The organism is Cytophaga sp. (assembly GCF_051961495.1).
Classification (GTDB): domain Bacteria; phylum Bacteroidota; class Bacteroidia; order Cytophagales; family Cytophagaceae; genus Cytophaga.
Genome location: NZ_JBQCDF010000318.1, coordinates 1 through 14,914, shown reverse-complemented (window position 1 = coordinate 14,914; position 14,914 = coordinate 1). Strand labels below are relative to the sequence as shown.

Below are 14,914 nucleotides of genomic sequence, written 5' to 3'. Positions count from 1 at the left end.
CAAAGGTAAACTAATCTATGGATTTTTTTTATATAAAAGCATTAAATTAATTGAATTTTAAATATAATTTTGTATTTATGTATGATTGTAACAAATAATCAGGCATAAACTTTTGTTAAACCAATATATTTGATATTGAATACTTTTCTCTTATATAACGTATAGCTGTATAAAGGTAACTTCAATAGGTAAGATATTATTATACAGTATTTTAAAATTTATGCATTCAAAAATTGCAGTATGTATATATATAACCTTCTTCGCATTGGTTTTTAAATCGATGGGGCAGGATGCAATTTTCTCTCAATATTATTCTTCCAGCCTATACTTAAACCCGGCATTTGCAGGGGCTGAGCCAACAGTAAGTGCTGCATTAAATTCCAGGGTTCAATGGAAAAGTATTGTTACTCCCTATACTACCAATCAGGCTTCGCTGATCGTACCTATTTACCGGCCTGCGCATAAGGAGGTAAACCTGGGCGGAATAGGCGTTTCTGTATTCCAAAACAAAGCCGGAGATATAGGTTTAACAACCTTAGGTGTAAATGTGACTGCGGCTTATGTTCTTCCTATTAATGAACACAATCACATTTTAACAGGTTTGCAGGTTGGCTTTATGCAGAAGACTATTGACTTTACTACCGGACAATGGGGGGCGCAGTTTGATCCGTTGAATGGTTTTAATTCCAGTCTGCCTTCGGGGGAATATAATTTTGTTTCTACGCATCTATATCCGGATATCAGCTTTGGTGGTATTTACTACAACAATCCCAAAAGAGATATCAGAGAAGTAGGCAAGAGCTTTTATGCGGGATATTCTGCTTACCATTTCAACAAACCGAATGAATCTGTGATTGCTGATAAAAGCAGCCCGCTACCTGTGTTAAGTAAGATCATACTCGGTGGAGAATATTCGCTGAGTTCAACCTGGAACATTTCACCGAATGCATTGATCGCTATGCAAAGCACGGCGCTTCAGATCAATGTTGGGTTGTATGGGACATACACATTTGGCGCGGAAGGGAAAGGAATCGTGCCGACGAAATTAATGGCCGGGGGCTGGTATCGGATAAAAGATTCCTATATTGCTCTTATAGGCTTTGGCAGCAACCTGTACACCATTGGCCTAAGCTATGATATGAACAGCTCAACCCTTCGTAAGAACGTGGCGGGCAAAGGTGCGGGGGCATATGAAATATCAATCAAGTTTAATTCGCCTGCAAAGGCTCAACGCATTTATCAGACTCCGAGGATATAAAAGTAACGTATTTACTTATTTATACGTTCAATAAGCATAAGATCATGAACAGACTGTTGCGCACCATATCGATTTTGTTTATTGCAGCATGTACTGCAACAACTTTGTATGCCCAGAAAACAAAGCCAACAAATAGTGTAGCAAAAATAAAAGGCGACCAGCATTTTAAAAATTACGAGTATTACCTTGCTGCTCAGCAATATAAATTGGCATTTGAAGAGAACCCTTCTGATATGTATTGCGCATATCAGCTGGCTGAGTCCTACAGGGAATATTTCGATTATGCATCCGCGGAAAAATATTACAAGCTGGTAATGACCAAAGATAATGCACATTATCCTTTGGCCCGTTTTTATTATGCGATTACACTTCGCGATAACGGCCAGTATGCCGAAGCCAAAAAAGAATTCCAGACATTCATTGACGGATATAAAAATACCTCGTTATCTGCGGAAGAGTATAAGGACCGGGCGCGTAATGCCATCAAAGGTCTTGAACTTGCTGAAGCAGAAATGAAGCAGCCGCTGCGCGATTATGATTTCAAGTGTTTACCTGCACCGGTGAATACAGAATATTCAGAATATTCGCCGGCAATTTATGGTAAAAACGATTCTATTGTAGTATTCACGTCTTCACGTCCGGGTTCGGTGGGGCATGGTTCCAACTCCATGCTGGGCGGTGCCAGAAGTGATAGTTACCGCTATGTATTAAGAGGAGGAACCTGGGTACTGGTAGAGACGGAAGATAATTTCAAAGTGGTGAATTCTGAGTTTGATGAGAGTCCGGGTTCTTTTACAGCAGATGGGAAGAAATTTTACTTTACCCGCTGCGATGAAAAAATTGTTGTTGGTAACACACAAACCTTCAACTGTGTGATCTATGTAATGACAAAAGGGGCAGATGGGATGTGGGGGCTTCCGGTTCGTCTGAATGAAAACATCAATCAGAAAAATCAGTGGAACAGCCATCCTTCAGTTTCACCGGATGGTAAAGTATTGTTTTTTACTTCTAAACGTCCCGGTGGTTATGGAATGCATGATATCTGGTATTCTACATCCACGAAAAACGATAACTGGGGAGCTGCTACAAACTTAGGCCCGGGAGTAAATACCATCTTCACGGATATGTCTCCTCAGTATTATGCCGAAGAGCATTTGCTATACTTTGCTTCCAACGGTCATGAAGGGTTTGGTGGACTGGATATTTTCATGTCAAAGGAATCTGAAAACTTTGAAACTTCAGAAAATATCGGAATGCCTTTCAACTCGCACCGTGATGACTTTTATTTTGTATTAGGTGATAAAAAGGGATACTTGTCTTCGAACAGACAAGGTGGTATGGGTAATGATGATATTTACAGATTCGACATTATTCCTAAGCAAGAAGCTCTGATCTCAAAGATTGATGCAGATTCTATACCCGCGGAAGTAAAAAGTATTTCGGTAACCGGTGTCATTGTTGATAACAAGGGTAATAAGGCTTCCAATGTTGAAGTTGCTTTGACAAATGAAAGTGACGAACATATTAAAGTAACTAAAACCAATACGGAAGGGCAGTTCCGTTTTGATAATTTACCTGCAGGCGCTAATTACAAAATAGTGCTGATCGAAAAAGGTTCTAAGATCACACAGAAGATTGTTTATTCTGTTGATACGATCATTATTCAGTCTTCAGCAGTTGCGGCAAACAGGAAGCTGTTTGAAAATATATATTTCGACTTTAACTCGGCAGAGTTAAGACCGGAAGCGAAGAAAACGCTGGATGAGTTGGTCGCATATACGGTTCAGCATCCGCAGATCCAGATTGAACTTAATGCTAATACGGATGGTGTCGGCACGGATACATACAATAGAGTTTTATCTGAAAAACGCGGCCAGGCTGCCATCGATTATTTAATCTCAAAAGGAGTGGATCATTCTAAAATTGTCATGAACCCGTTAGGAAAAGAGCGTCCGCTTACTTCGAATGATAATGAGATCGGAAGACAATTGAACAGAAGAGTGGAATTTTATATTCTTGGCGGACCGGGCTATGAAACAAAGAACATGACTTATGTGGTTGAGCCTAAAACAACCATTTATACCATTGCCCAGAAGTTTAACATGACTGTTGAAGAGATAAGGGAGATCAACGCATTAACTTCAGACGACGTATTACCTTATACGCCGTTGCGTGTTAAAAGGAATGTTGGCGATAATGATATCATCGCGCAGATTTCCATGACGGAATCCATGACATTATCTACTGAGAAGAAGAATAAAAAATACTATAAAGCCCAGTCTGAAAAATATGCCGGCGTAGATGAAGCAATGACTCAAAGCAACATTGATATTGCTGAGAAGAATGAAATCATTGCATCTAAAAACGCTGAAATTGAGCATAACCTGCAATTGAAAAAAACGCAGAAAGTGTCTCTGAAAGAAGGCGAAGATTTGTACAAAGTGCGTGTGAAGAATACGTTATTCTCTATCGCTAAACTATACCATATGTCTGTTGCCGACTTGAAGCAGTTGAATAATTTAACGTATGATACAATTTATGTGAATCAGCTGATCAAAGTTAAAATAGGTATTCATCAGCCAACAGCAAATGAATATCTGGTTAAAGAAGGTGATACACTTGAAAATATTGCTTATGACCATAAAGTAACGGTAGAACAGCTTATGGCATTGAATCCGCTGGAAGGTTATACGCTTCAACGCAATATGATCCTGCGTTTACGTAAGGATGAGTAGTTAAAATTACTATTTCAAAAGGAACGAACCCTCCGGATTTAAACTTCCGGAGGTTTTATCATCATTTTATAACCTGCAGCCAGCTCCGGTATTCCCGGTCATCCTTTTTCAGGAAGTAGTAATAAACTCCGGCTGATGTATTCTGTGCGCCCCAGGTATTTTTATAATTCGTATTTCTGTAAATGATTTCACCCCAGCTGTTGGATATTTCAAGCAGCCAGCCACTTTCATTATCGAGACACTGGATAACAAAGAAATCATTTAATCCATCATTATTAGGTGTGATCAGGTTCGGGATGATCATGTCGCAACAAGGCAATACCTCTATGGTATCAGAGAATTTGTTTCGGCAGTTATCTGTGGCGGTTACCCAATATTTACCCGGTTTAAATACGGTATAGGTTGGCCCGTTAAAGTAATCCTGCCAGCTGTAGGCATTAAAGTTACCTGCTTGCAGAACTACTACAGTACCATTGCAGAGTAGAGTGTCAGGGCCGAGAGAAACCGTTTTGGGATTATACCCAAATACACGAACAGTATCTGTAGCAGAACAACCATCGGGAGAAGTAACGGTTACCCAGTATTTACCGGCCTGTGCAGCCTGGAAAGTCTGTGCCGTTGAAAGGTCCTGCCAGGTATATGAACTGTAGCCGCTGCCGGCATCAAGTATAATGGGATTTGCTGAGCAGCGGACCGTATCTGTTATATCAAGTTTAATTGAATTTCGTACAGCTATAAATAAGGTGTCACTTGTTTTACCGCAAGCAGAAGTTCGTTCAACAATTAAGGTATCGGTTCCATCTTCATTAAAATCAATAATCGCTTCAGTATCATCAGAAGAAATAATTTGTCCGTTGCCAATAAGCTGCCATACATTTGTATTTGCAGCGCAGGTGGAATTGGATATTGCATACCGGATATGTTTTGTATTGGCGCATACTGTATCCAGGCCGGAAATCGTGGGAGCAGGACTATAATAAAAGCTCTGGTCAAAGGCCGGTAGCCCGTGCTCACTGCTACGTCCGCCCAGGTATAGCTGGTTATATACAAAATTGCAGTTTATGCCCAATGTATTGGGATTGTTGATCACACCTAATGCTTTTTCTCCACTGCGGCCTACATATATTTTACCATAAGATCCTAATTGGAACGAACCCATTTCACCAATGCAGTTACTATTACCGATCAGTACGGAGGATTGTGCAATAGCTGCGGCATTGCCAGCCTGCAGGTCAAGCTGATAAATATTATCGGTACTTGATGAGCCGATATAGAGCTTAGAGCCATCCGGTGAAAATTCTATACCATAAGCATCATCGTATTTAGGGTCTTTGAATTGCATCGGGTTCGATACCATCCCGGTCACTGCATCAAAATTAAAAAGCTCTGCATAGGATTCGGTCATGACAGCCAATGCAAGCTTACAGCCATCGGGCGACGCTTTCATTTGTCCGATCACATTATTATCATATTGATCTTTTACATGTACAGATCCGGAATGACTGATCACCGGCGGATTGATTCCTGTTGGTGTTACCCGGTAAGCGTAAAAAGCATTGGTTTCATATTCATGCACCAGTACCCAGATATCGGTACCGTTGCTATGTCTTACGGTTGTAATCTTTTCGGTTACATTGGTAAGCAGCTGTGTATTTTTCGTTGCAGTAATAACATCTCCAAGTCCGCCGTCAAGACTCATGTCAATTTCCGAATACCTGAATCCTTCGGGACCGCCAAATGCATCTACAGTAAAAAGATAGTATTTACCGGGGTGCCCCGGGTTAGGAATAGCAGCCATTTGTGTAGCTGATTCATCTCCTAATATGCCTGATCCGTTGGGCATCAGTAAATGATTTTTATTAAATACGTAACCGGAATTAGCGAAGAATAAATAATCGCCATTGGGGCTGGACATGGATACGCATCCTTCTCCGGCGAAGTGATAAAGCGATTGGACCGTTAACGGAAAGACAATCGGTACAGGAGTGCTTCCTGAAAAATCCAAACCTGCCCACATACCGAAGTACCATGTATTTCCTTCGTTGCCCTGCAAGCATTCCGCTACCTGAATATAGATGGAAGCAGTATCCTTACAGCCGTTGCTGGTATTCACAAGCGATAAGAAATATCCGCCGCCATTGTTGAATGTATGGAAATAGGTTGGATTGGTACCGACCGAAACTCCATTTAGAAACCATTCACTGGCAGTGCTCGTACCGCTGATGTTTGTATACTGCACAGTTGTTCCAGGTTTTATTTTATTGGGTCCGGAGATCATTGCCGGCGTCGTGCAGCGTACCTTAATGATGTAGGTAAGTTCTTTGGCGCAGGTATTGCTTGAATTGGTTGCACGAAGTTTTACATACATGCTGCCCTGATTGTTGAAGGTATATGAAGTATTCTGTGTTGTTGAAAATGCAGTTCCGTTGATTGTCCATTCATAACCTGTTGCGCCGGTAGTCGTGTTTATAAAATTAATGGTAGAACCGATTGTAAGGGTTGTGTCAGCTGGTGTAAATGCAATGCTGATGGGATTGGGACAAAGATCTTCGCATGCTTTTGAATCCAGCAGGCTGGCCCTGGTGGTGGTCAGGGCTGCAATCATTCTGTCGCGCTGGCCAGGCGTGAAGAGTACGCGGCAGTAGTCATTCCCGTAATCCATGTAATTACTTGTCTGGTCGGGTTGGTCTCCCAAACCTCCCTTTGAAACTACGCGGAACGGATTGTTGTTGCTTGCATCATCGGTATCGGTAAAACAGGTGTTGGTAGCATTGGAGCAGGGAACCGCTGCCACAGACTGATCCGGGGGAGTATCACATACGTGATCACCTTCTGTTAAACAGTTGCCATTGGGACAACCGCCTTCAAAGGTATGGTACAGGCCCAGGTAATGACCCACTTCATGTATATGAACTTTGGAATTATCTGTAGTACTTCCGAAATACCTGGCTTCACAGACAATGCCATCAATAGAGCTGCCGTGTGCAGAAGGGAAATAAGCATAACCGGCAACTCCGGGACCTGAAGATTCTGAAGTGATTTCTTTTACGATCCAGATGTTCATATATGCGGCGGTATTCCAACGGACGAGGTTCTTTAAGGCCGCATCCTGTGAGGGTGACCGCATATCCGTTAATGCAGATTGTGTTCGTGTGATACCAGTAGTGAATTGTCCGCTTTCATTTTGTTTCGCCAGACAAAACTGAATGCCTATCGTTGTACCTGTTAACGTATCATATAAGCCTGTATTGCTGAATGCCTCGTTCAGGTGCCGGATTCCCTGAAGTATTTGAGCATCTGGTATATTTTCCTGGCCGTTATTATGTATTACATGTATAACAACAGGGATCACATAATTCGATAGGGCAGTTGTGCGTAAAACAGATCGGTTCTGTGAAAACTGAAGAATACGTTTTTCTGCTTCATCATGCTTTATCCGAAATGCTTTATTTTTATTCTGTTCCCTGATCAACTCATCTGTACCACAGGAATATGTAGGGGTTTGGGCATAGATAGCAATAGAAATAACTAAAAAAAATATACTGACGAATAAAGATTTAAGTAAAGAATGCATCATAGCCTGATGAGTAATGATTAATAGTTGTTTCTCTTCTTAATCTTTTGAATGTGCTATAAGTAACCTGTTCATATGTTATATTTAATGAAACTGTCGAAAAAATAAAAGACTCTGAGTTGATACTCAGAGTCTTTTGATATGCTGCAATCGGATATGTTATTTTGTATAATGCTGTTGAAGCGTTTTCTTAAAACGTTTGAACACTTCTGTATTTTTTCTTGAATCAGTTTCAATTTCCAGAATCTTGCCGAACATTGATGGCTGGAAGAAATTATCCAGTGCCTGGTTCAGGTCGTTGAAATTTTTGCAGGCTGTATATTCCAATCCATGTTCCTGGGCCAAATATTTAGCACTTAGTGATTGTTTGGTTTCAAAGAACTCATCGAGTTCGGGAAGTGCTGCAGGGCCGTCAATCATACGGAAGATGCCACCACCATGGTTGTTCAGTAAAACAATACGGAGGTTGGACGGTTTGTAATTGTTCCAGAATGCATTGCGGTCATAGAAGAAAGCCAGATCGCCAGTGATTACAGTTACCAGTTGAACTGTACGCAGTGCATAGCCATAAGCGGTACTGATTACACCGTCAATGCCGCTGGTACCTCTGTTGGCAAACACCTCTGCTGAACGTTGTGTAATACCAAGTGTATTGGCATAACGCACCGACATGCTATTGGCCAGGTGCAGTTTGGCAAAGGAGGGAAGATGATTCAGAACATCATAGACTGCGGTAAATTCATTGAAGATTCTTTCTTTGGTATTGAATTCACGTATGGCAGGTATGATATGGGTTTGCTGCTGGATCCAACGCTGCAGGAACTGATCCTGTGTAGCGGATGAAATAGTGGTTTTGGATAAAAACTCACTTATTTGTACGGGTATAATTTCTGTCAGCTGCTGAAACACATCAGCAGTTGTTACATCCGGACCGATAAACCAATGATCGATCGATGCATTTACACGTATGTACTGCTTTAACCATTTCGATAGCAATGCGCCGCCGAACGAAATCACCAGATCCGGTTTCAGTTCTTCCAGATCTGTTAATGGAATGGAGGTGAGCATGGTGTCATGTGTATAAATCACATTCCGTACACCATGCAGGTTCGAAACAATTTCTCCTATAAAGGGGGCTTTGATATTACCGATGGTTAAACGCAGCGATTCATCGTATGCATGCTGTCCGCTTACGAATAAAATCTTTTTATAGGAGTCCAGCTTTTGCTGCAGGCTTTTCCATTGACCTTCGTTTAATGTATACACAGGCTGCTCACGTTTGATTACCGTAGGTGCAGCAGAGAAGGTAATTTCTTCTTTCGGGTAAAAAGGTTCACGGAAAGGGATATTGATATGTACCGGACCTTTTGGATAGGCTTCAGCAATTGCCACGGCTTCGTTAACTTTGCGGTTGGTTTCCCATTGTGTTGACGGTTGTTCATGTTCAGCAGATAGCTGAAAGAATGCTTTGCTGTGCTTGCCGTAGATTTCCTGCTGACGGATTGTTTGTCCGTCATTCTGGTCGATCCATTCCGGCGGGCGATCTGCAGACAACACGATCAGGGGTACACGTTGATAATAGGCTTCTACAATAGCCGGGGCATAGTTGTATAAGGCAGAACCAGATGTGCAGATCAGGACGGTAGGCTTCTGCGATTGTAAGGACAAACCTAATGCAATGAATGCAGCGGAGCGTTCATCAGGTACTACCTTAATCTGAAGTTTTTTATGACGGGCAAATGCAATGCTTAAAGGGGCACAGCGTGAACCCGGAGACAGCACTACGTCGGTTACGCCATGCTGAAAGAGTATTTCTGGTATATCGTAGATTGCTTGCACGTGGATAGAGCTAAAAGTTAAGAGGTAATACTGTTGAAGGCATTACCGATTACATCCATTTTAAGATTCGTTTCGTCAAATTCCTTTTGAGGAACAGAATCTGCAGTAATGCCGGCACCTGCATATAATACAATGACATTCGAATAAATCTGGGCACAACGCAGTGTTACGTATAAAGCTGTTTCTTTATACATGTTTACCGGCCCGCTGTAACCACTGAACATTTTGCGGTCGAACGATTCATGTGCTTCAATGAAATCCAAGGCCTGTTTTTTCGGCATGCCGCAAACCGCTGAGGTAGGGTGTAAGAGCTGCAGCATGGTGGTGCCAAGTTCTTCCATATTTACTTCCTGCGTGTTAGCAGTGAATTCGGTTTTTAAATGCAGCAGGTTACCCGACTGTATGGTACGCGGACCTTGTTCAATATATTCGCGCAGACGGATTGTTTTAAAACAGTTAATGATGTACCTGCATACCAGCGCTTGTTCTTCGATCTCCTTGTGTGTCCAGGAAACATCGCGGATAGGAATAGCCGGATTATATTTTTGTGTACCGGCTAAGGCAACTGTTTTAAAGGTACCATTGCTATCCGTAGATAATAATAGCTCAGGTGTGGCAACAACCCACAAACCTGTTTCCGGATGAAAGAAGATAGCAACATAAGCCAGTGGATATTGTTCACGCAGATTCAAAACAACAGTTTCCAGGCTGGTCAGGTTAATCTGTTGTACTTTCGAACGTGCCAGCACGACTTTCTGCATTTCATTTTCATGGATAATACCTTTGGCTGCATCAACACCTTGAATATAACAGGCAGAATCGGTAGTATCCGGCTGGATGTCTTTTGCCGGAATCAGATCAGCCAGGGAAGCTGTTTGCTGTGCACTGGTCTGCAACACATCATCCAGCAGGTTTTCATAGCCGCTTTGAGCGCTTGTATGAACGGTTGCGCCAAGCTGGATATGAATTTTATTCTGTATAAAATATTTTGCGGCATTTGCCTTGAAAGGTGCGATCAGAAAGCCGGAAGGAAGCTTATGCAGGTAAGGTGTTTTATTTTCGGCCAGCAGCATTGGCTGCGGATCAATGATAATGTCCCAGCTTTTGGATTCGGGATTCGACCAGCAGGCTATTCCGTATGCATGCTGGATAGCTGTATATAAACTGCCTTTGATCAGATCCTTTTTACAAAGATCTGCTGAAATATCTGTATGTAAAACCGTGGAAGAACTCATGCTATTTTTTATCCAGCACCATCACAGTTAACCGGCTGCTGCAGATCAATTGTTGTTTATCGTTTGTAATATCAATATTCCAGATATGGGTTTTCCCGCCTTCATGGATCAATACAGCCTTTCCGGTTACAAAACCATCTTTGGCAGCACGGATGTGGTTGCAGGAAATATTCAAACCAACACAAGCCTGCGTTTTTATATCTACACATAAATACGAACCAATGCTGCCCAGAGTTTCTGCCAGCACTGCTGAAGCGCCTCCATGCAGCAGGCCCATGGGTTGTATGGTCCGGTGATCTACCGGCATGGTGCCGCAGATATAGTTTGCACCAACTTCAGTAAACACAATTCCCAGATGTTCACCCATGGTGTTAACACCCATTTTATTTAGTTCTTCAAGTGTTATGTTTGTATTTATCATTATACTTGTAAGCAAGATTGAAGGCTAACAAAAGTAGAATAATTTTGAGTACCAAAAAAATATACCTTGTCCGCCATGGACAAACCGAGTATAATAAAAAAGGAATCGTACAAGGCAGCGCTGTAAACTCATCGTTGAATGATACAGGCCGTGCACAGGCGAATGCTTTTTATGAAGCATACAAACACATAGCTTTTGATGCGGTCTACACTTCAGCACTTAACAGGAGTATAGAATCAGTACAGGCATTCATCGACAATTCCATACCACATTTTATCCGTCCGGGTTTAAATGAGATCAGTTGGGGGGATATGGACGGGAAGGTAGCCACAGCAACCGAACACAATGAATATAAGGAGCTTCTGGCACGCTGGCAGCAGGGAGATGTTGAATGTAAGCGTTGGGGCGGAGAAAGCCCGGTGGATGTACAGAAAAGACAGGAGCCTGTGATACAGGAGATATTAGCATCCCCCCATCAAACCATTCTGGTCTGTATGCATGGCCGGGCAATCCGTATCTTATTGAGTCTGATTACCAAAACTCCTTTGGCTGACATGGATCAGTTTGAACATGGTAACCTCTGTTTATATATTCTGGAAAGCTCGGTTCAGGGAATTGAAATTACATGCAGCAATGACCAGCGACATCTACTGGGATTGCAGTAATAAAACGGAACCCGAAACAGGACCTGATTGTTAAAAAATACACAAACAGATAATCAGTGTACTTTAGAGCAATGCATTAACAAACAGTTCTTTAAAAGATTACTGCACTGTTCAAAAAGTAAAAAAAATAAAAACTACGCAAAAGTACGTAGATAAATTCTATACTTAGTAGTGGGAATTTATTGTAAAAAACGTATTTTTGAATTCTAAGAATACGTTTAATCTCTATAAAAGATAATGGCAGAATTGATTAAAATGCCTAAAATGAGCGATACCATGACAGAAGGTGTTATCGCTGCATGGCACAAAAAAGTAGGAGATAAGGTGAAATCCGGCGACCTTTTAGCAGAAGTTGAGACCGATAAGGCTACCATGGAAATGGAATCTTATGAAGATGGAACGCTCTTATACATCGCAGCAGAGGCAAAAAGTGCAGTACCGATTGATGGTGTGATTGCAGTTATCGGTAAAGACGGTGAAAATATTGATTCATTGATTTCTCAGATTAAAGGTGGCGGCGCTCCGGCTCCGGCAGCAACACCTGCAGCTGAAACGCCGAAATCAGAGGCTCCTGCGGCAGCACCAGCACCGGCAGTAGATTTATCTTCTATTAAGGCTGAAGCGATCTTAATGCCCAAAATGAGCGATACAATGGTTGAAGGAACAATTGTAGCATGGCATAAAAAAGTAGGAGATGCAGTGAAATCCGGCGAGTTGCTTGCAGAAGTAGCTACCGATAAGGCTACCATGGAAATGGAATCTTATGAAGACGGAACACTTCTTCATATTGAAGTAAAAGAAGGCGAGGCGGTTAAAATCGACGGTCTGATTGCCATCATTGGCCAGAAAGGCACCGATGTAACACCGATCATCAACGCGTATAAAAATGGTAAGCCTTCTGCAGCTCCGGCAAGCGAACCGAAAAAAGAACAGGTTGCGGCTCCTGCAGCGGCAAGCGCACCGGCAGCCCACGCCTCATCTTCAGATGACAGAGCGAAAATCTCTCCGCTGGCACGTAAAATTGCATCAGACAAAGGAATTGATATCAAGCAGGTAAAAGGTACCGGTGATCACGGCCGTGTAATTAAACGCGACGTTGAGAACTTTAAAGCAGCACCTGCTGAAGCGGCTCCGGCTAAAGGATCTTCTGCTCCGGCAGTTTCTTTACCAGCTGTAGTTGGCCAGGAAAGCTTCGACGAAGTACCGGTTTCGCAGATGCGTAAAGTAATTGTGAAGCGTCTGTCTGAAAGCTTATACACTGCTCCGCACTTCTACTTAACCATGGAAATCAACATGGATAAAGCGATTGAAGCCCGTAACAGCATCAATGAAGTAGCAGCAGCAAAAGTATCATTCAACGATATGGTGATCCGCGCAAGTGCAGCAGCACTTCGTAAACACCCAATGGTAAACGCTTCATGGCAGGGAGATAAGATCCGTGTGAACCACCACATTCACATTGGTGTAGCAATCGCTATCGAAGATGGTCTTGTAGTTCCTGTAGTTCGTTTCGCAGATTCTAAATCATTGTCTCATATTTCCCTTGAAGTAAAAGAACTTGGCGGAAAGGCAAAGAGCAAAAAAATACAGCCGGCAGATATGTCCGGAAATACATTTACGATCTCTAACTTAGGTATGTTTGGTATTGATGAATTTACATCAATCATCAACTCACCTGATTCCTGTATCCTTTCTGTAGGTGGTATCAAACAAACACCAATCGTTAAGAACGGACAGATTGTAGTTGGTAACATCATGAAAGTAACGCTTGCTTGCGATCACCGCGTAGTAGACGGCGCAGCAGGTTCAGCGTTCTTACAGACATTGAAAAGCTACCTGGAAGATCCGGTGCGTATCCTTGCATAAGATTCTTCTGAATCATTTTATAAAAAGCCCCGGACTCGATTACTATCGGGATCGGGGCTTTTTTATTTGTTATAGTTACGTGTTTGTTTGCAATTCAAAAACCGATATTCAGCGAACCTTTGTTTCCCCCTTTCCTTTTTATGTTCAATATTTTTAAGAGCACAGGAAAAAAGCTTGATGAAGCACGATTAAAACTTGAGACTGACCTGAAGGTTAATGGCATGGAATTCCTTGTCAATACAATGGCTTCAGATGATATTTATTCTCCCTTACTGGAAAGAAAAAGAAGGACGGAAATAAGTGGTACCGATAATGTATCGTGGTATGCATACAGGAGAGCCGAGGTTTTACAGACCGATGAAGAAAAGGCGGAGCTGCTTAGGCTGCTGGACACTCCTTCGTATGAAGCAAAGAAGGACGCTATTTTCTTTTGTCTCGGACATTTATGCAGAAACCGGACAGATCATGCATTGTTTAATTTGCTGATGAAATATCTTGAAAGTGAAAAAGATATTCACTGCAAAAGCTCCATTCTGATTGGGATAGGAGACATGGATAAGACAAATGGTACGTTGAATATAGAACCTATCAAACAACTGGCTAAAAAAAGATCCATGCATATTAAAACGGAAGCGATCCTTGCACTTGCAAACACAAATGATCCGGAAGTAGAACCTTTGTTGATGGAAATGTTTACTGCAACAAAAGACAGCCATTTGAAAACGATATCTGCACACCATTGGAAACTGTTGGAACTTTTGCTTGTATACCTGCCCTGGAAGAAACCTATAAAAAGACCCGCGATTCTCTTTTACGGCAATCCATTGAACTGGTAATTGAAAGAGCTAAAAAAAGAGAATAGAGGGTAAGATGTTTTTGCAGTGTAGGCTAAAAAATCTCTCCGACGTCAAGGTAAAAACCATTGGAGTGTTTCAGGCCGAAAGCAAAATCAATCAGCAGATTTGTATTGGAATCTTTGTTCAGCTTAACGCGCAAGCCAGTGCCTATAGCGGGGTATACGTATTTATATTGTCCATCGCCGGGTTCTGAATAGGTAGCGGCATTTACGAAAAAGACACCGCCCAGCAAACCGTTTCTTGTGATCCGGTAACGGTATTCCACTTCAGAATACAGCATGTTGATGCTTCTGAATCTTCCCTGTACATAACCGCGTGCAGTGTTGGTATAGGTATCCCAGCCATTGCTTGGAAGTAATAGATAAGGAGCCGTGCCTCGTGGCGCACCCCAGTATAAGAGCAAGAAACCTAAAATGTTTTTCCCTTTTGATGGTACATTGATGTACTTCCTGAAATCAGCATAA

General features: G+C 42.0%; 9 protein-coding genes and 1 pseudogene. 5 read left to right on the top strand and 5 right to left on the bottom strand.

Annotated features, from left to right (window positions below; translation table 11 throughout):
- Positions 1–220 precede the first annotated feature (220 nt).
- Together ACTHJT_RS17390 and ACTHJT_RS17385 are read left to right on the top strand one after the other, a co-directional pair.
- Complete coding sequence (locus ACTHJT_RS17390; RefSeq protein WP_440240570.1) at positions 221–1,258, top strand: PorP/SprF family type IX secretion system membrane protein; 1,038 nt, start codon at positions 221–223, stop codon at positions 1,256–1,258.
- 44 nt (positions 1,259–1,302) lie between these two features.
- Positions 1,303–3,993, top strand: a complete 2,691-nt coding sequence (locus ACTHJT_RS17385) for a LysM peptidoglycan-binding domain-containing protein (protein ID WP_440240568.1) — start codon at positions 1,303–1,305, stop codon at positions 3,991–3,993.
- A 61-nt stretch (positions 3,994–4,054) separates the two neighbouring features.
- Here ACTHJT_RS17385 and ACTHJT_RS17380 read toward each other — a convergent pair whose 3' ends face one another.
- The 4 genes from ACTHJT_RS17380 to ACTHJT_RS17365 all read right to left on the bottom strand — a co-directional run bounded on the left by ACTHJT_RS17380 (position 4,055) and on the right by ACTHJT_RS17365 (position 11,062).
- Positions 4,055–7,570, bottom strand: coding sequence for a M43 family zinc metalloprotease (locus ACTHJT_RS17380; RefSeq protein ID WP_440240567.1), 3,516 nt, complete (start codon positions 7,568–7,570; stop codon positions 4,055–4,057).
- A 156-nt stretch (positions 7,571–7,726) separates the two neighbouring features.
- The gene (menD, locus tag ACTHJT_RS17375; RefSeq protein WP_440240565.1) at positions 7,727–9,406 is read right to left on the bottom strand and encodes a 2-succinyl-5-enolpyruvyl-6-hydroxy-3-cyclohexene-1-carboxylic-acid synthase; all 1,680 of its coding nucleotides are present in this window, start codon (positions 9,404–9,406) and stop codon (positions 7,727–7,729) included.
- Between the two features lie 17 nt (positions 9,407–9,423).
- Complete coding sequence (locus ACTHJT_RS17370; protein WP_440240563.1) at positions 9,424–10,641, bottom strand: chorismate-binding protein; 1,218 nt, start codon at positions 10,639–10,641, stop codon at positions 9,424–9,426.
- A gap of 1 nt (position 10,642) precedes the next feature.
- Entirely contained in the window at positions 10,643–11,062 is a 420-nt protein-coding gene (locus ACTHJT_RS17365) for a hotdog fold thioesterase (RefSeq protein WP_440240561.1), read from the bottom strand.
- 44 nt (positions 11,063–11,106) lie between these two features.
- Between ACTHJT_RS17365 and ACTHJT_RS17360 the strand changes: the two genes are divergently transcribed.
- From ACTHJT_RS17360 to ACTHJT_RS17350, 3 genes are all read left to right on the top strand, one after another.
- Positions 11,107–11,727, top strand: a complete 621-nt coding sequence (locus tag ACTHJT_RS17360; protein WP_440240559.1) for a histidine phosphatase family protein — start codon at positions 11,107–11,109, stop codon at positions 11,725–11,727.
- A 237-nt stretch (positions 11,728–11,964) separates the two neighbouring features.
- The gene (locus tag ACTHJT_RS17355) at positions 11,965–13,593 is read left to right on the top strand and encodes a pyruvate dehydrogenase complex dihydrolipoamide acetyltransferase (protein ID WP_440240557.1); all 1,629 of its coding nucleotides are present in this window, start codon (positions 11,965–11,967) and stop codon (positions 13,591–13,593) included.
- A gap of 140 nt (positions 13,594–13,733) precedes the next feature.
- Entirely contained in the window at positions 13,734–14,429 is a 696-nt protein-coding gene (locus ACTHJT_RS17350; RefSeq protein ID WP_440240555.1) for a HEAT repeat domain-containing protein, read from the top strand.
- A gap of 52 nt (positions 14,430–14,481) precedes the next feature.
- Here ACTHJT_RS17350 and ACTHJT_RS17345 read toward each other — a convergent pair.
- Positions 14,482–14,914 (bottom strand): annotated as a pseudogene (locus ACTHJT_RS17345) (hypothetical protein); the annotation flags it as partial.

What these genes read in the sequence shown, in the direction of transcription:
- ACTHJT_RS17365 (WP_440240561.1), bottom strand. Translation starts at nt 11,062, where the DNA reads ATGATAAATACAAACATAACACTTGAAGAACTAAATAAAATGGGTGTT.
- ACTHJT_RS17355 (WP_440240557.1), top strand. Translation starts at nt 11,965, where the DNA reads ATGGCAGAATTGATTAAAATGCCTAAAATGAGCGATACCATGACAGAA.
- ACTHJT_RS17370 (WP_440240563.1), bottom strand. Translation starts at nt 10,641, where the DNA reads ATGAGTTCTTCCACGGTTTTACATACAGATATTTCAGCAGATCTTTGT.
- ACTHJT_RS17385 (WP_440240568.1), top strand. Translation starts at nt 1,303, where the DNA reads ATGAACAGACTGTTGCGCACCATATCGATTTTGTTTATTGCAGCATGT.
- ACTHJT_RS17390 (WP_440240570.1), top strand. Translation starts at nt 221, where the DNA reads ATGCATTCAAAAATTGCAGTATGTATATATATAACCTTCTTCGCATTG.
- ACTHJT_RS17380 (WP_440240567.1), bottom strand. Translation starts at nt 7,570, where the DNA reads ATGATGCATTCTTTACTTAAATCTTTATTCGTCAGTATATTTTTTTTA.
- ACTHJT_RS17350 (WP_440240555.1), top strand. Translation starts at nt 13,734, where the DNA reads ATGTTCAATATTTTTAAGAGCACAGGAAAAAAGCTTGATGAAGCACGA.